The sequence below is a fragment of the Nocardiopsis aegyptia genome (assembly GCF_013410755.1).
In the GTDB taxonomy this organism is placed as follows: Bacteria; Actinomycetota; Actinomycetes; order Streptosporangiales; family Streptosporangiaceae; genus Nocardiopsis; species Nocardiopsis aegyptia.
Genome location: NZ_JACCFS010000001.1, coordinates 3117123 through 3133356, shown reverse-complemented (window position 1 = coordinate 3133356; position 16234 = coordinate 3117123). Strand labels below are relative to the sequence as shown.

The window sequence follows — 16234 nt, the reverse complement described above, 5'->3', positions numbered from 1 at the left end:
ACTCGGACAGTTCCCGAAGCTTCCGGATTCGTCGCGAAATAGGCGTCGGGAAGCCCCTGTTCTGTCACTGCCGATCCCTAGAGTTGTCCCTGTGAGCGATCGATGGAGTACTGACGACGTCTGGGCCCTGGCCCCGGACCCCTCATCGCACAAGGCCGCTCTCAAGGTGGCCAGGACCGGTTCCTGGCCCCAGCGCGGAGCGGTCGCCGCGGACACGGGCGGAACCGCCGCCGTGTGGGGCGAGTGCAAGGGGAGCGGGTCCAAGCCCTACCTCGCCGCCGTCCACCTGGACGGCGGACCGGCCTTCAAGTGCAGCTGTCCCAGCCGCAAGATCCCCTGCAAGCACGTCCTGGGGCTGCTCGCCCTGTGGGCGCAGCAGGAGGTCGAGACCCGCGAGGAACGGCCCGAGTGGGTCGCGAAGTGGCTGGCGGCGCGCGCCGCGCGCCGGACGAGGCCGGAGGCCGGCCCCGCCGACCCGAAACGCGCCGCGGCCACCCTCCGCGCCCGCGAGGAGGCCGTCGCCGCGGGCATGGACGAACTCCGCATGTGGCTGGACGACCAGCTCGACGCCGGTCTGGCCGAGGCCCCCAAACACGGCTACGACCACTGGGACCGCATGGCCAAGCGCCTCGTCGACGCCAAGGCGGGCGGTGCCGCCGCCCTGGTGTCCGAGCTGCCCGGCGCCCTCCGGAAGGAGGGCTGGCCGGAGGCGGTCCTGGAACGGCTCGGACGGCTCCACCTGCTGGTCAGCGGCTACCGGTCGGTGGAGAGCGCGCAGGAGGCGGCGCGGGCGTCGGCCGGCGATGACGGGAAGCGGGCGGCGGGGCCCGACGCGCGGATGCGCGGTGTGATCCGGACGCGGGCCGGGGTCACCACCCGCGTCGAGGAGGTCCTGGCCGAGGGCGAACGCGTCCGCGACACCTGGCAGGTCCTCGGGCGGCGGGACGTCGCCACCACCGACCCCGGCATGCGCTCCCGGCGTGTGTGGCTGCGTGGACGCGGCACCGGGCGGATCGCCCTGTCGCTGTCCTTCGCGCGGGCCGACCAGACACCCGTCTCGCCCTTCCGCGACGGTACGGAGGCCGACACCGAACTCGCCTTCTACCCCGACGGCCACCGCGTCGTCCCCGTCGACGAGGGCCACCGCGCCGCGCCCGCGGCCCCGCCCGAGGCGGGCACGGTCACCGCGGCGCTCGACTCCTTCGCCGCCGCCCTGGCCGAGGACCCCTGGCGGGACGCCTGGCCGGTCGTCCTGGGCGGGGCCGCCCCCGCCCTCGACAAGCGGTGGTACATGACCGACCCCGCCGGCGCCGCGCTGCCGCTGTCCGACCCCGAACCCTGGCGGCTCCTCGCCGTCACCGGCGGACACCCGGCCACCGTGGCCGGCGAGTGGTCGCCCCGGGACGGACTCACCCCCCTGACCGTGTGGGACGCACGTGGAAAGGCGTTCTCCCTGTGACCACCCCTCCCTCCGACTCCTGGGACCGCCTGGTCTCCACCGCCCTGGTCGGCACCGGCCGCCGCGCGGTCCCCGACACCCCCGACCTGCCCGACACCCCCGCGGACGTGCCCGCCCGGGTCCTGCTGGACCGCGCCGTCCTGGCCGCCGTGCGCCGCGACGCCGGGTACACGCCGTCCACCCGCACGCCCGTCACCCCGGACGGCGACGCCGAACGGCCCGAGGTCGGCGCCGCCGCCGACGCCCGTCTGGCCGACATCCTGGCCTCCCGGCCCGAGCTCCTCCCGGAGTGGCTGCGCCTGGCCGCCGACGCCGGCCTCAGCCCCTCGCGCGCCACCGTCCCGACCCTGCTCGACCGGGGCGTCGGCGACAGCGAGCTGCGGCCGGCGATCGTCAGGGCGGTCGGACCGCGGGCCCGCTGGCTGGCCCGGTTCAAGCCCGCCTGGTCCTACGCGCACGCGGTCCTGCTCCCCGACGACCGCTACCGGGAGCGCGACTGGACCCACGGCACCCCGGGCGAGCGCCGCCACGCGCTGGCCGCCCTGCGCGCCACCGACCCCGCCGGGGCGCGCGAGCTGCTCGCCGAGGCCTGGCCGGGGCTGCGCCAGGCCGACCAGCGGCGCCACCTGCTGGAGACCCTGGCCACCGGACTGGGCGCCGACGACGAACCACTGCTCGACCGCGCGCTGGACGACCGGAGCGCCACCGTGCGCGGGCAGGCCCTGGCCCTGCTCACCCGGCTGCCCGACAGCGGGCACGCCCACCGGCTGCGCGGCTACGTCCGCGAGCTCGTGCGCACCGACGAGCGCGGCGGTGTCGCCGTGGACCCGGTCCGCCCCGACCGGAGCGACATCCTGCGCGACCTCACCCTCGTGGTCACCGGCCGCGAGCCCGACACCGCGGCCACACAGGCCGAGCGCGCGTCGGCCCTGGTCACGCACGCGCCGCTGGACGTGTGGACCGACCTGCTCGGCCGGACGCCCGAGGACGTGGTCGCACGCCTGGAGCGCTCCGACGAGCCGCGGCTGCGCGAGACGTTCGCCGGCGCGGCCGGGCTCCAGGGCGACGCCGCCTGGGCCCGCGCCCTGCTCCGGTCGATCGGCACCGGACTCGTGGACCCCCGCTCGCACCACTACCGCGACCGCGGCGCGCTCCAGCTCGCCGGACTGTTCGCCGCGCTCCCCCCGGACGAGCGCTGCCGCGTGCTGCTGGACGCCGTCGACGACGACACCACGCTGCTCGCCCTCGACCAGGTGATCCGGACCGTGCCGGCTCCGTGGTCGGCGGACCTGTGCGACTGGGTCGTCCGGCGGCTGCACCGGCCGTTGAAGCGCAGGAGCGACGTCTCCGGCTTCCGGGTGTTCTGCTCCGTCGCGGCCGAACGCCTGTCCCCCGAACTCCACACCGCCCTCCCCGACCAGCCGCCGACCGGTGACACCGCCGCCGCGGAGCCCTACCTCCGGCTGCGGGACACCCTCCGATTCCGACACGACATGACCCGGGAGCTCTAGTTGTCCACCTCCACTGACGCCGTCACCCCTGCCGCCGCCGGTGCCCTGCGCCCCCACGCCGAGCAGACCTACGCCACCGAGCTGGCGGCGCTCGCCAAGGCCGACGACCGCCAGCGCCCCCCGGGCTGGAAGCTGTCGCCGTGGGCGGTCACCCAGTACCTGCTCGGCACCACGATGGACGACGGCACCGAGATCACGCCCAAGTACATCGGCTCCCGCCGGGTGGTGGAGGTCGCCGTCGCGACCCTGGCCACCGACCGCGCGCTGCTGCTGATCGGCGTGCCCGGCACCGCGAAGACCTGGCTGTCGGAGCACCTGGCCGCCGCGATCGCCGGTGACTCGACCCTCCTGGTGCAGGGCACCGCCGGCACCTCCGAGGAGGCCGTCCGGTACGGCTGGAACTACGCCCGGCTGCTCGCCGAGGGGCCGTCCGAGGCCGCGATGGTGCCCAGCCCGGTCATGACCGCGATGGCGCGCGGGTCCATCGCGCGCATCGAGGAGCTCACCCGCATGCCGTCCGACGTCCAGGACGGCCTCATCACGGTCCTGTCGGAGAAGGCGCTGCCCGTCGCGGAACTGGGCGTGGAGGTGCAGGCCCAGCGGGGCTTCAACGTCATCGCCACCGCCAACGACCGCGACCGCGGCGTCAACGACCTCTCCAGCGCGCTGCGCCGCCGCTTCAACACGGTCGTGCTCCCCGTCCCCGACAGCGCGGAGGACGAGGTCCGTATCGTCACCCAGCGCGTGGAACAGCTCGGCCGGGCCCTGGAGCTGCCCGAGGTGCCCACCAGCCTCACCGAGATCCAGCGGGTGGTCACCGTCTTCCGCGAGCTGCGCTCGGGGGTGACCGAGGACAACGGCACCAAGGTCAAGTCGCCCAGCGGCACCCTGAGCACCGCCGAGGCGATCTCGGTCATCACCAACGGCATCGCACTGGCCGCCCACTTCGGAGACGGGCTGCTGCGGCCGGCCGACGTCGCCGCGGGCATCCAGGGAGCGGTCGTCCAGGACCGCGTCTCCGACGGCGTGGTCTGGCGCGAGTACCTGGAGACCGTGGCGCGCGGTCGCGAGGGCTGGAGCGAGTTCTACCGCGCCTGCCGCGAGGTGAGCGCCTGATGGCCCGACTGGACACCAGTGGTCTGCACGTCCTGGGCGTGCGGCACCACGGCCCGGGCTCGGCCCGGGCCGTCCGGGCGGCCCTGGAGGAGATCAAGCCGGACGCCGTGCTGATCGAGGGGCCGCCCGAGGCGGACGCGCTCACCTCCCTGGTGGGCGAGCTGGAACCGCCGGTCGCCCTGCTGGCCTACCTCGCCGACACCCCCAAGGGGGACGCGCCGAGAGCGAGCGAGGGTTGGGCGTTCTGGCCGTTCGCGTCCTTCTCCCCGGAGTGGCAGGCGCTGCGCTACGCCGTCGAGCACGACGTCCACGTGCGCTTTTGCGACCTGCCCGCCGCGCACACCCTGGCCGAGCGCGTGGCCCGTGCCGAGGCGCAGGCGCGGGCCGCCGAGAACGAGCAAGAGCAGGAGGGAGAGCGGGAGCCGGAAGGGTCGGGGGACGACCCACCGGCGGACGCGCGGAAGGACGACGCGCCGGAGGAGGCGCCCTCCGAGTCGGACGGGGTCCGGGTGGACCCGCTGGGCGTGCTCGCCCGGGCGGCGGGCTACGACGACACCGAGCGGTGGTGGGACGACGTCATCGAGCAGCGGCGCGACGACCAGCCCTCGCCGTTCCCCGCGATCGCCGACGCCATGGCGGCCGTACGGGCCGAGACCGGCCCGGAGCGGGGCCGGGACGCGCGACGGGAGGCGTACATGCGCCAGACCCTGCGCGCGGTGCTCAAGGAGGGGCACGACCGGGTCGCCGTGGTCTGCGGCGCCTGGCACGCGCCCGCCCTGCGCGACGTCGCCGACTACTCGATCAAGGACGACACCGCCCTCCTGCGCGGACTGCCCAAGGCGAAGGTCAACGCCACCTGGGTGCCGTGGACCCACGGGCGGCTGGCGGCCGACAGCGGCTACGGCGCGGGGGTGTCCTCCCCGGGCTGGTACCACCACCTGTTCACCGCGCCGGACCGGCCGGTGCACCGCTGGCTCACCGACGCCGCGCGGCTGCTGCGGGAGGAGGGGCAGGCCGTGTCGTCGTCGCACGTCATCGAGGGTGTGCGGCTGTCGGAGACCCTCTCCGTCCTGCGGGGGCGCCCGCTCGCCGGGCTCGACGAGGTGTCCGAGGCGCTCACCTCCGTCCTGTGCGAGGGCGAGACCGCCCGCGCGGCGCTCGTCCACCGTCGGATGGCGATCGGCGAGCGCATGGGCGCCGTTCCGCCGAGCACGCCCATGGTGCCGCTGCAACGCGACCTCACCGCCGCCCAGAAGCGGATGCGGCTCAAGCCCGAGCCCTTCGACCGTGACCTCGACCTGGACCTGCGCAAGGAGAGTCAGCGCGAGCGCGGGGTGCTGCTGCACCGGCTGCGCATGCTCGGCGTGGCGTGGGGCGTGCCCCGCGACACCGGTGGCGGGCAGCGCGGCACCTTCCGCGAGGCCTGGCGGCTGCGCTGGGAACCGGACATGGACGTGGCGCTCATCGAGGCGAGCCGGTGGGGCACCACGGTGGCCTCGGCCGCCGGCGCCCGGGCGGTCGACCTCGCCGCGGAGGCCGACCTGCCCGCGCTCACCGGCCTCACCGAGCAGTGCCTGCTGGCCGACCTCGGTGACGCGCTGCCGCACGTGCTGTCCCTGCTCACCGACCGCGCGGCCACCGACAGCGACGTCACCCACCTGATGGCCGCACTCCCGGCGCTGGCCCGTTCGGCCAGGTACGGCGACGTGCGCGCCACCGACGGTGGCCACCTGCGCGCGGTCGCCGAGCAGATCCTGCGGCGCGTGTGCGTGGGCCTGGCCCCGGCGGTGCACGGGCTGGACGACGACGCGGCGGCCGAGTTCGTCAGGCGCATCGACCACACGCACGACGCGGCGTCCCTGCTCGGCGGCGACGCGGCCGACGAGTGGACGGCCGCCCTCGTCGCCCTGGCCCGGCGGGACACGCTGCCGGGGCGGATCGCCGGCCGGATCACCCGGATGCTGTCGGACGGCGGACTGCTGTCGGCCGACGAGCTGCGCCGCCGGCTGGGCCTGGCGATGTCCCCGGGAACCGAGCCCGCGGACGCCGCCGCGTGGCTGGAGGGCTTCCTCCAGGGCAGCGGGCTCATCCTGGTCCACGACGACCACCTGTTCGGGCTCATCGACACCTGGCTGCTGAGCCTGCCCGAGGAGCGGTTCACGGCGGTGCTGCCCCTGCTGCGGCGCACGTTCGGCGCCTTCGACACCCCGGAGCGCCGCGCGATCGGGGAGGCCGCCGCCCGCATCGACGGGTCGCCGCGCCCCGACGACAGCGCCGCCGAGCGCCGCCTCGTGGACGCGGACCGGGCCGCGCCCGCCGTGTCCTCGGTGCTGGCCGTCCTCACCAACGGAAGGAGCCACGCGTGAACGCCGTGGACGAACGGGAACGACGCTGGCGGCTGGTCCTGGGCAGGGAGGCGCGGTGCGGCGGCGGATTGAGCAGTGCCGACCAGGGCATGGACGCCGCCCTGGAGGCCCTGTACAACCGGGGCGACGACGCGTCCGGTGGCGGTGACGGGCGACGCTCGGCCGGCCTGGGCGCGTCCGCCCCGCGGGTGTCGCGGTGGCTGGGCGACATCCGCGAGTACTTCCCGACCTCCGTCGTGCAGGTCATGCAGAAGGACGCCATGGAGCGGCTCGGCCTGCACCAGCTCCTCCTGGAACCGGAGATGATGGAGGCCGTCGAGCCCGACGTGCACCTGGTGGGCACGCTGCTCTCGCTCAACCGGGTGATGCCGGACGAGGCCCGCGAGTCCGCACGCGCGGTGGTGCGCAAGGTCGTCGACGACCTCGAACGCCGGGTGGCGCAGAAGACCCGCTCGGTGGTGCGCGGCGCCATCGACCGGTCCTCGCGCACGACCCGGCCGCGACGGGTCGCCGACATCGACTGGAACGCCACGATCCGCCGGAACCTGGCGCACTACCTGCCCGAGCACGACACGATCGTGCCGCAGACCCTCGTGGGCTACGGGCGGCGCAGCCGCGGGGTGCAGAAGGACGTGGTGCTGGCGATCGACCAGAGCGGGTCGATGGCGTCGTCCGTGGTGTACGCGAGCGTGTTCGGCGCGGTGCTGGCCTCGATGAGCGCGCTGCGCACGTCGCTGGTGGCCTTCGACACCGCGGTGGTCGACCTGACCGAGGAGCTCACCGACCCCGTCGAGGTGCTGTTCGGCACCCAGCTGGGCGGCGGCACGGACATCAACCGGGCCATCGCCTACTGCCAGGGCCTGATCACCAAGCCCAACGACTCGGTGTTCGTGCTGATCAGCGACCTGTACGAGGGCGGCGTCCGCGCGGAGATGCTCAAGCGCGTGGCCGCGATGAAGTCCGCCGGCGTGCAGGTGGTGGTCCTGCTCGCCCTGTCCGACGAGGGCGCGCCGTTCTACGACCGCCAGAACGCCGCGGCCCTGGCGGAGATGGACGTCCCGGCCTTCGCCTGCACCCCGGACGCCTTCCCGGAACTCATGGCGGCCGCCATCCAGGGCCAACCCCTGACCCCCTGGGTCGACAAGCACCAGGACGCGTGACCGGGCGGGGCGGGCCGGGCGGGGCCGAACCGCGCGGCCCCGCCCCACGGTCACCGCCCGCGGCGGAATCCGGTCAGAGGTCGGTCTTGGCGGTGTCGAGGAAGGCCTGCCACTCGCCGGCTCCGAAGGCGAGGCTGCCGAGGTGCCGGTGCCGGGTGTCGCGCACAGCCGCCCCCGTCGCCCCGTCCGCCACCTCCACACAGGCGGCCTCACTCTGCGAGTAGCTGGACGTGCGGAAGGCACGAGCGCCGGGGGAGGGAGTCGGTGCGTTCATGACGTCATTCCTTGTCTTGACTGTGCTCGCGAGCAATCCGTTCGAGCAGCGCCAGCGTGGGGGTTCCATCGTCCAGGGCCGCTGCACGCAGCCGGTTGTAGATGTCCGCGTAGTGCTCGACGTTCTCGGCACTCGACATGAACATGTGCGACGACGGCCCCTGGAGGTAGACCGTCACCAGACCATGGTGCTCGACCTGGAGAATCGAGAAGGAGGACAGCGTCAGGGCGGCGTGCGCTCCAGCGCTGTAAGGGAGGACTTGCAGGGTCACGGAGGGGAGCTCGGCCACTTCCATCAGGTGCTCTGTCTGATCGGCCATCAGTGCGGCACTCCCGATGCGCTGCCTTAGCGCCGCCTCCGCCACGATCATCCAGACGTTCGGAGGAGTGGGGCGCTTGAGTACTTCCTGACGGGTCAGGCGCACCTGGATCTCCCGGTCCAGGTCACTGTTCGGACGCATGGTCGCCCTGATCACGGCGCGGGCGTAGTCCTCCGTCTGGGCGAGGCCCGGAATGAGCTGGGACTGGTACATCTCGACGGACGTCGCCTGCGCCTCGATGTTCGCGTAGGACCGGTAGCTTCGCTCCAGGTCATAGGGTTGCCACCGATCCGGCTCGCGCGCCTGCTTGCGCAGGGCGAGCAAGCGGTCGAGTTGTTCCGGGGCCTCATACAGGTTCAGAAGGCGTTCGATCGCCGAGGCGCCGGGTACCGCGCCACCGTCACCGGGCGTCTCCCAGCGGGCGAGACTGTTGGCCGCCGTGCGCATGGCTTTGACGACGTCACCGAACTTGCGGTCCCCGCGCAGCTCTCGCAGCTCCTGTGCGAGCTGCCACTGCGCGAGTGTCGGATTGTCGGCCATCCCTCGATCATGCCCTTCTTCGTATCTGGCGACAAAATTCGCTACTTCCAAAAGCTACTTGCAAATGCTCATGGCGTTGAGTTTACTGGAGTTGCTAGATCACTCTTCGTGTCGAAGTCCGGGCACGACGAAGCCCTGGCGGGTGCTGTAAACACCCCCAGGGCGTGGTCGGCGGTCAACCCATGCAGAACTGAGGAGCAACCGACATGCCTGTTGTATCGCAGAGTCCGACGTCCGCCTACCCGGGGCGGCGCTGGGCGGCGCGCCTCTACCCGGGGACTCCCGCGACCACGGCCCGGGTCCGTGCCGAGATGCGGGACGACCTGGCCGAACTCGAAGGGATCCCTGGCGACCTGGTGGACGGCGCCGCCCTGTGCGCGAGTGAGGCGTTCGCCAACGCCGTCGTCCACAGCAGGTCGGGGCGGCCGGACGGGACGGTGATGCGCATTCTGTCCACGCCCGTCGTCACCAATCGCGAGACCACGCTGAGGCTGTCCGTCATCGACGACGGTCCTGTGGACTCCCGGCCGATGATCCCCGCCCAGTGCACGGCCGAGGAGTGGCAGGAGGCCGAACGCGGTCGTGGCCTGCTGCTCATCGACCACCTGGCCACCGAGTGGGGCACGCAGCGCTGGGCCGGTACCGACACGTGCCGCGTCCTCGGCACCGTGATCTGGGCCGAGTTCACCTACCCCACGCTCCGGGAGACGGCATGACGATGGCGACCGCCGCTTCCGCACTCGCCCCGGACATGCGCCGAGTCCTGAACGCGCCCAGGGGACAGCGGTTCAGCCGACCGACGACCGTCGCACGCCCCTCGACCGCTCCCGCGCCCCCGCTGGCATCGCTGGGCCGGACCCCGAGGGAACGCGCGCTCCTCGCCCACATGCCCGACACACCTCGCCTGCGCCACCGGCTCGCCCACGGCGACCTGCCCCTGTGGATGGCCGGGTCCGACCCGCAGAACCCCCGCCCTCGCCGGGAGCCCGGCCGCACCGGCCCTTCCCCCGACTCCCGACCCGGTGACGGCCCCGCGCCTGGACCCGAGCCCGTGCGCATCCCCCGCCCCAGGCGCGAACGCCCTCCGCTCCCGCGCAGGTCCGACCGGCCCCGCCGCCCGACGAGCCACCGCAGGCCCCGCCGCGGCGTCGGATGGCCCCTGGTCGGATACGTCCTCGCCACCATGGCGGGAATCCTCATGCAGTACTTCACCGGCGTGCTGGGCTGAACCCCGGACCATCCCGTAGGCCGCACCGGTACCGGGGCCCGGCGCGGCCAGGAGTCGGTGGAGGTACCGGTTCCGGCGGTCCCTTTCAGAGATCGCCTAGTCCACCACCAACCGGTAGCGCAGGTGGCGCCCCTCGGGGCGCATCACCATGCGTGACACCTCGAACGGGGAACCGTCCGCCGCATGGGTCGTCCTGAGCAGGACCAGGACCGGACTCCCGACGGGCAGGCCGAGCGCGGTGGCCTCGTCATCGGTGGCGGGGCGTGCGCACACGTCCTCCACCACCTCGTGCGCGGCGTACCCGAGTTCGGCGAGCAGTGTGGGTGCGCCGCCGCGTACCTTGCGCTTCTCTTCCAGGGGTGTGCCCGACGCGACCGAGAGCGGATAGTACGAGTCCGTGAGCTCGACGGGGACATCGTCGAAGAGCATCACCCGCCGGCGCGTGACAACTCGGTCCTGTCCATCCAGTGCCTCGGCCACGTCGGTTGGAGCGTCCACCTCTCCGGCGTCCACCAGGCGCTGTGCGGCCCGGTCGCCCTGCGCGGTCCAGGGGTCGGACGCACCGGCGGGCCGTGCGGTGACGTAGGAGCCCGAGTCGTCGTTCGGTCCGGCTGATCGACCCATCTCGCCTCCGGAGACATCGAGAACCTCGGTAGCTGTCGTGCCAAGGCCGTACGCATCAGGTTCGCCATGCGATGTCCGAGCTTCGTCCCGAACGCTGTGAGGGCGCGGGACAGGGCCTGGGATGGCAGTCCGCCTTCGTCGCTCCCGCTCGGGAGGCGCGCGGAAGCGGCACTCCTGCACGCGGCCCGGCGGTGGCGTGAGACGCCCTCAATCGGTCTGCAGCTCCGCCACAGCGCGGTGCAGGTTGCTGCGCTGGAGGCTGGCAAGCACGTCGGCGACCGTTCCGGGGGGGTTGCGCCAGGAGTCGGCGATCTGCTGCGCGCAGGACCAGACCACTTTTCGGTCCAGGTGGATCTGGTCAAGGATGAAGTCATCCGGGCTCTTGGCCTCGATGTCCCACCCGTCCAATACGGACGAGGGGAAGTCGGTCAGGTTCTCCGTGACGATCACCTGAGCACGAGCGCGGATGGCGGCGGCCAACACATGCCGGTCATCGAGGTCGGGGAGGTCCAAGGAGTCGATCAGCGGTTCGTAGCCCGTGACAAGGCAGTCGCGGACCGCGCAGATCATGAGCTTCCTCGTGCGCCGCAGAGCTTCGTCCGACAGCTCAGGGCGGTTCTTCCTGAGATTGCCGAAGGTCTCGTCCAGGATCTGGTGCGTCCATCGCGCCTGGACGAGCCCTGCCTGCGCCACTCTGATGAGCAGGTCCCGCAACGTGCTCGGGTAAAGGACGTTCGCATCGTAGATGACGACGAATGACATCTCAGTCGAAGCCCAGTTCCCGGGTCATTGCGGATAGTTCGTCGGCGGCCTCGCGGCGTCGTTGGTCGTCCGCGCGCATGTACTCCATCAGGGAGTCTGCACGGACTCGCCGATGCGTACCGACCTTGCGGTAGGCGATCTCGCCTGCCTGAAGAAGGCCGATCAGGTGAGGTCGTGAAACGTTGAGCATGTCCGCGGCCTGCTGGGTTGTCAGTTCGGCATGGTCCGGAACAATCGAGACCCCGCGCCCGGCTGCCATGTGCGCGAGCACGACCGCGAGCAGTTCGACAGCCGACCGCGGAAGCAGCAGCTCTTCCTGGCTGGCTTCGACTGCCACGGGTGTCAGCGGTTCATGGTGTTCGTCAAGGTAGCGGCGCACCCGGGGAAGAGCACTGGCGGCCGCTTGGATCTGTTTGGTGTCGGGGTGTGAAGACAACACGGTAGTGACTCCTCACTTGGCTCTCATCGCATTATCCGCAATAAACGAAACAAGCGCAAGACCCACGATCAGGCGGTAGCGCAAGTGGCGCTCCTCGGGGCGCCTCCGCTGTGCGGCCCGGCCGCCCTGTGCGGTCCAGGGGTCGGACGCACCGGCGGGCCGTGCGGTGACGTAGGAGCCCGAGTCGTCGTTCGGTCCGGCTGATCGACCCATCTCGCCTCCGGAGACATCGAGAACCTCGGTAGCTGTCGTGCCAAGGCCGTACGCGTCGCCACTGTAGGCATCCGGCCCACCATGCGAGGGGCCGCCGGGACGTTCCACACGTGGGGAAAACGGTGGCGGGAGGCGGGGCGGGCGATTAGCCTTCCGATCGTGCCCGAGTCGAAAGACGTGGCCGCCTAGCGGCGGCCCGCCCCACAGCAGGTCCGCCGCATCAGCGTCCATCGCCGGTGCGGCCCTCGGTGCTGCCCGGCTTCATGTCCGAGGCTCGGAGCTTCTCGTGCACGAACGCCATCGCGGCGGGGTCGTCCTCGCCGCCGTTCTGCTGTCCACACTCGTCTTTCCCCTGTCCATCACCGGCGCCTCCACCGCCCTTCCCGAGATGCAGGCGCGGCTCGGCGGTGGTCTCGCCGCCGCACAGTGGGTCGTCAACGCCTACAACGCCTGTTTCGCCGCCTTCCTCGTGGTCGCCGGTTCGGTGGCCGACGCCGTCGGCCGCCGCAGGGTCTACGCCGCGGGCGTCGGCCTGTTCCTCCTGAGCGGCGTGCTGGTCCCCTTCGTCCAGGACGTCGGCGGCCTGGTCGTGCTGCGCGCCCTGGGCGGGGTCGGGGCCGCCGCCGCGGTCGCGGGCGGGACCTCGCTGCTCGCGGCCGCGTTCGAGGGCCCGGCGCGGGCGCGCGCCTTCGGCCTGCTCGGTACCGTGCTCGGCGCGGGGACCGCGTTCGGTCCGGCGGTCTCCGGCCTGCTGGTGCAGTCCCTGGGGTGGCGGTCCGCCTTCGTCGCCCCGGCCCTGGTCACCGGTGCCGTCCTGCTGCTGGTGCCCCTGCTCCCGTCGTCGCGGGGCACGGGGCGCCGGGTCGACGCGCTGGGCGCGACGCTGTTCACCCTGGGCCTGTTGGCGCTCCTGGCCGCGCTGGTCGAGGGGCCCGCGCGGGGCCTGCCCGCGGCGGTCGGGGGCCTGGTCGTCGCGGCCCTGCTCCTCGGTGCGTTCGTGCTGGTCGAGCGGGGCCGCCGGGAGCCCCTGGTGGACCTGGCGCTGCTGGCCGACCGCGGCTTCGTCGCCTACGCCCTCGCGGCGGCCGCGTTCATGGCGGTGCTCGTCCCGCTGCTCGTGTACCTGCCCTCGTACCTGATCGCCGTGGTGGGGCTGTCCGCGGCGCGCACGGGCCTGTGGCTGCTCATGCTGACGGTACCGACCCTGCTCCTGCCCACCGTGGGCGCCGAACTCGCCGCGCGGCTGCCGCACACGGCCGTCGTGGCCGGTGCCCTGGTCCTGAGCGGGTCGGGGGCCGTGGGACTCCTGGTGCTGGGGCCGGACGTCACACCGTTCGTCCTGGCGGTCCCGTTCGTCCTGATCGGCGCGGGCGTGGGCCTGACCAACGGCCTCATCGACGGTTTGGCGGTGGGCTCGGTCCCCGCCGAGCGTGCCGGAACGGCGGCGGGGGTGTTCAACGCGGTCCGGCTCACTCTGGAGACGGTCGCCATCGCCGTGGTCGGCGCCGTGCTGGCGATCCTGACCGGCGGCCGTCTGGAGGGCGCGGGATTCACCGGCGCGTTCCACACGGTGGCCCTCTCGCTGGGAGGGCTGACGGCCGTCGTCGTGGTGGGCGTGTGCCTTCTGAGCCGTAGGAGCACCGCCGAACGGTCCCGCGTGGGCTGACCGCGGGGTTGTCCGATTCCGGACAGCGCGATCGGCCGGGCCGTCCGTCCGTGGATGATGGACCGGACGGCCCGGCCACCAGGAACAGGCCGACATCGGCGGTCGGGGAACGGGGGAGCGGTGTGACTGGATTCGCGGACGGACTGGGCGACGCCCGCAGGGCCGTGACCGCCTACTTCGGCTTCCACGTGCCGGAGCGGGCGGGAGACCCGGAGGGCGGCGACCTCCTGGACGACATCGGCGACACGGTCCATGGAGCGGAGCTGCCCGACCTCGACCGGACGAAGCGCGCCGCGTCCCCGGCACCATCGGCGTCCTCTGCCCTGCCCGACAGGAATGCGCCGGAGGCCGACGCGTCCGGCCGCCCCGCCGTCCTGGCGGCGATCGAGGCCGACACCGAGGCCCTCGGCTTCACCATGTCGTGCGAGGAGGCCGTCGGGCGCCTGCTCCGCGCCCTCGCCGCCGCGAAGCCCGGCGGACGCCTCCTCGAACTCGGTACGGGGACCGGCGCGGGCACCGCCTGGCTGCTCGCGGGCATGGACGGGCAGACCACGCTCGACACGCTCGACCACGACCCCGAGACCCTGGCGGTGGCGCGCCGCCACCACGGGGACGACCCGCGCGTGACCCTCCACGAGGCCGACGGCGGCCCGTGGCTGGCCGACCGCGTCGGGGCGCCCGGCTACGACCTGGTGTTCGCCGACACCTGGCCGGGGACGTTCACGCACCGGGACGAGGCGCTCTCGCTCGTGCGCCGGGGCGGCTTCTACGTGGTCGACGACCTCGACCGCCAACCCGAGGGCGCGGTGCCCGACGGCCACCGGTCGGCCGTCGACGAACTGGTGGCGGACCTGGAGTCACGCGCGGGCTGGGCCGCGCTGCCCCTGCTCGGCTGGTCCTGCGGGGTGCTCGTCCTCGTCCGGACGTAGGACGCACACCCCGCACGCCTCCACACCCCGCACGGGGCTCACGAGCCCCGACGCCCCTCGGGGCTCACTCGCCCCACGAGGTTCTACGGCGAGCCCTCTTCGCCCGGCCAGACCGAGTCCGGCCGCAGCGGGTCGTGGCCCACCGACATCAGGCGGCGGCGCCAGGCCGGGTCCTCCCGGTGCGGCTCGGCCAGCGACTCGTGCACGAAGCGCGCCACGTCGTCCATCAACCGGACGTCGGACTCCGTGACGTCGGCCTTGCGCTTGTTGAGGACCGCCACGACCTCCTCACCCCGGCTGGAGACGTTCAGATCGGGCTCGGGCTGCTCGAAGGACTCCTCGCCGGAGGCATCGGTGAGCAGCCACTCCCGCAGCTCCTCGCCGGTCATGTTCACCACGGAGTGGAAGTCGTCCCAGACCTCGTCCACCGCGGGATCGTGTTGAGCCATGGTCCTCCTCCTCTCATCGTCATGCGCCCGGGCCGGGGGTCACCGCCGGCCGCGCGGCCGCCTCCGGCCCCGCGTCGCCGCGTACCCCGCCACCGCCGCCGCACACGCGCCGGCGGCCACGGAGGCCACGCCCAGACGCCGCTGGTTCAGCTCCTGCTGGAGGCTGCGCGGCAGTGCCTCGTCGTCGAACTCCCCGTGCGCGCCGTAGTCGCGGTCGTCGTCCAGCGGCCGGAACAAGTTGTCCGCCCGCCGAGTGGACTCCTCGTCCTCGCGCACCTGCGACTCCTCCCCCGTGGCGCCCAGCCGGAGGTCGAGCAGCCGCGGCGCCAGGCGCTGCGCCAGGACCGTGCCGACGGTCGACCCGCCCACCCAGGTGCTGCGGCGGCGCGGGTGCTCGGCGGCCCACACGATCGCCCGCGCGGCCACCTCGGGCTGGTACACCGGAGGAACCGGACGGGTGGGCGCTCCCACACGCGAGCGCACCCACGAGAACTGCGGCGTGTTCACCGCGGGCAGGTGCACCTCCGTGATGCGCACGTGCGACCCGTCGTCGGCCAACTCCGCGCGCAGCGAGTCGTCGAAGCCCCGGACGGCGTGCTTGGCCCCGCAGTAGGCCGCCTGCAGCGGGATCCCCCGGTAGGCCAGCGCCGAACCGACCTGGACGATGACGCCCGCGTCCCGGGGCAGCATCCGGTCCAGTGCCGCGCGGGTGCCGTGGACGTACCCGTGGTAGCAGGCGTCGGTCACCCGGTGGTACTCCTCGGGCGTGACCTCCGTGAAGGGCGCGATGACCGACAGCAGTGTCGAGTTCACCCACACGTCGATGGGCCCGAGTTCCGACTCGATGCGTTCGGCCGCCTCGTCCACGGCCGCCGCGTCCGCGACGTCGGCCTCGACGGTCACCGCGAGCGTCCCCGCCGCCCGGGCCTCCCGTGCGGCCGCCGCCAACCCCTCGGAGCCCCGCGCGACCAGCCCGACCATGTAGCCGAGTCGGGCGAACTCGCGGGCCGTCGCCCGTCCCACGCCCGCGCTCGCACCGCAGACCACCGCGACCCGGTCGCTCCTCGGTTTGCGCGCGCCCGTCATCGGCGCCTCCCTCCGGCACGTGTCCGGTCCTCAACCGGTGCGCTACCCAGGCGCACCCCACCTCATACGTGCCCCACCGGGCCTCGGTCTGCC

16 protein-coding genes are annotated in these 16234 nt (G+C 73.2%); 9 read left to right on the top strand and 7 right to left on the bottom strand.

The genetic code is table 11. The features are described from left to right. Positions 1-166 precede the first annotated feature (166 nt). Genes HNR10_RS14100 through HNR10_RS14080 form a run of 5 tightly spaced genes read left to right on the top strand, consistent with a single transcriptional unit; the run spans position 167 to position 7612 of the window. A complete protein-coding gene (locus HNR10_RS14100; RefSeq protein WP_179829728.1) occupies positions 167-1459 on the top strand; it encodes an SWIM zinc finger family protein in 1293 nt (430 codons plus the stop codon). Next, positions 1456-2970 (top strand): DUF5691 domain-containing protein, encoded by a 1515-nt coding sequence (locus HNR10_RS14095; protein WP_179823851.1) that lies wholly within the window; start codon positions 1456-1458, stop codon positions 2968-2970. Before HNR10_RS14100 ends, HNR10_RS14095 begins: the two co-directional genes overlap by 4 nt. Continuing rightward, positions 2971-4086, top strand: a complete 1116-nt coding sequence (locus HNR10_RS14090; protein WP_179823850.1) for an ATP-binding protein — start codon at positions 2971-2973, stop codon at positions 4084-4086. Beyond that, the gene (locus HNR10_RS14085) at positions 4086-6452 is read left to right on the top strand and encodes a DUF5682 family protein (protein WP_179823849.1); all 2367 of its coding nucleotides are present in this window, start codon (positions 4086-4088) and stop codon (positions 6450-6452) included. Before HNR10_RS14090 ends, HNR10_RS14085 begins: the two co-directional genes overlap by 1 nt. Continuing rightward, on the top strand, positions 6449-7612 hold the full coding sequence (locus HNR10_RS14080; RefSeq protein ID WP_179823848.1) for a vWA domain-containing protein: 1164 nt from the start codon (positions 6449-6451) through the stop codon (positions 7610-7612). Before HNR10_RS14085 ends, HNR10_RS14080 begins: the two co-directional genes overlap by 4 nt. A 73-nt stretch (positions 7613-7685) precedes the next feature. Here HNR10_RS14080 and HNR10_RS14075 read toward each other — a convergent pair whose 3' ends face one another. Together HNR10_RS14075 and HNR10_RS14070 are read right to left on the bottom strand one after the other, a co-directional pair. Beyond that, positions 7686-7886, bottom strand: coding sequence for a DUF397 domain-containing protein (locus tag HNR10_RS14075; RefSeq protein WP_179823847.1), 201 nt, complete (start codon positions 7884-7886; stop codon positions 7686-7688). Between the two features lie 4 nt (positions 7887-7890). Continuing rightward, positions 7891-8745 (bottom strand): DUF5753 domain-containing protein, encoded by an 855-nt coding sequence (locus HNR10_RS14070; RefSeq protein WP_179823846.1) that lies wholly within the window; start codon positions 8743-8745, stop codon positions 7891-7893. A gap of 206 nt (positions 8746-8951) precedes the next feature. Between HNR10_RS14070 and HNR10_RS14065 the strand changes: the two genes are divergently transcribed. After that, positions 8952-9461 (top strand): ATP-binding protein, encoded by a 510-nt coding sequence (locus HNR10_RS14065; RefSeq protein WP_179823845.1) that lies wholly within the window; start codon positions 8952-8954, stop codon positions 9459-9461. After that, positions 9458-9973, top strand: a complete 516-nt coding sequence (locus HNR10_RS14060; protein ID WP_179819777.1) for a hypothetical protein — start codon at positions 9458-9460, stop codon at positions 9971-9973. The genes HNR10_RS14065 and HNR10_RS14060 overlap by 4 nt, the downstream gene beginning before the upstream one ends. 96 nt (positions 9974-10069) lie before the next feature. On the opposite strand, the gene HNR10_RS14055 is transcribed toward HNR10_RS14060, so the two are convergent. From HNR10_RS14055 to HNR10_RS14045, 3 genes are all read right to left on the bottom strand, one after another. After that, a complete protein-coding gene (locus tag HNR10_RS14055) occupies positions 10070-10597 on the bottom strand; it encodes a GntR family transcriptional regulator (RefSeq protein ID WP_179823844.1) in 528 nt (175 codons plus the stop codon). 207 nt (positions 10598-10804) lie between these two features. Next, positions 10805-11359, bottom strand: coding sequence for a PIN domain-containing protein (locus HNR10_RS14050; RefSeq protein WP_179823842.1), 555 nt, complete (start codon positions 11357-11359; stop codon positions 10805-10807). Position 11360: 1 nt separating this feature from the next. After that, positions 11361-11798: a helix-turn-helix domain-containing protein gene (locus tag HNR10_RS14045; protein WP_179823840.1), complete on the bottom strand. Its 438-nt coding sequence runs from the start codon at positions 11796-11798 to the stop codon at positions 11361-11363. Positions 11799-12297: 499 nt separating this feature from the next. Here HNR10_RS14045 and HNR10_RS14040 point away from each other — a divergent pair, with 499 nt between their 5' ends. Together HNR10_RS14040 and HNR10_RS31985 are read left to right on the top strand one after the other, a co-directional pair. Beyond that, positions 12298-13677, top strand: coding sequence for an MFS transporter (locus HNR10_RS14040; RefSeq protein WP_179823838.1), 1380 nt, complete (start codon positions 12298-12300; stop codon positions 13675-13677). Positions 13678-13799: 122 nt separating this feature from the next. After that, complete coding sequence (locus tag HNR10_RS31985; protein ID WP_312889264.1) at positions 13800-14606, top strand: O-methyltransferase; 807 nt, start codon at positions 13800-13802, stop codon at positions 14604-14606. 83 nt (positions 14607-14689) lie between these two features. Here HNR10_RS31985 and HNR10_RS14030 read toward each other — a convergent pair whose 3' ends face one another. Beyond that, entirely contained in the window at positions 14690-15055 is a 366-nt protein-coding gene (locus HNR10_RS14030) for a DUF3140 domain-containing protein (RefSeq protein WP_179823836.1), read from the bottom strand. Between the two features lie 39 nt (positions 15056-15094). Then, positions 15095-16141, bottom strand: coding sequence for an SDR family oxidoreductase (locus HNR10_RS14025; RefSeq protein WP_179823834.1), 1047 nt, complete (start codon positions 16139-16141; stop codon positions 15095-15097). Between the last annotated feature and the right edge of the window lie 93 nt (positions 16142-16234).

Coding starts and splice junctions, on each gene's coding strand:
- HNR10_RS14025 (WP_179823834.1), bottom strand. CDS start 16,141: ATGACGGGCGCGCGCAAACCGAGGAGCGACCGGGTCGCGGTGGTCTGC.
- HNR10_RS14060 (WP_179819777.1), top strand. CDS start 9,458: ATGACGATGGCGACCGCCGCTTCCGCACTCGCCCCGGACATGCGCCGA.
- HNR10_RS14070 (WP_179823846.1), bottom strand. CDS start 8,745: ATGGCCGACAATCCGACACTCGCGCAGTGGCAGCTCGCACAGGAGCTG.
- HNR10_RS14050 (WP_179823842.1), bottom strand. CDS start 11,359: ATGTCATTCGTCGTCATCTACGATGCGAACGTCCTTTACCCGAGCACG.
- HNR10_RS14055 (WP_179823844.1), bottom strand. CDS start 10,597: ATGGGTCGATCAGCCGGACCGAACGACGACTCGGGCTCCTACGTCACC.
- HNR10_RS14065 (WP_179823845.1), top strand. CDS start 8,952: ATGCCTGTTGTATCGCAGAGTCCGACGTCCGCCTACCCGGGGCGGCGC.
- HNR10_RS14085 (WP_179823849.1), top strand. CDS start 4,086: ATGGCCCGACTGGACACCAGTGGTCTGCACGTCCTGGGCGTGCGGCAC.
- HNR10_RS14030 (WP_179823836.1), bottom strand. CDS start 15,055: ATGGCTCAACACGATCCCGCGGTGGACGAGGTCTGGGACGACTTCCAC.
- HNR10_RS14075 (WP_179823847.1), bottom strand. CDS start 7,886: ATGAACGCACCGACTCCCTCCCCCGGCGCTCGTGCCTTCCGCACGTCC.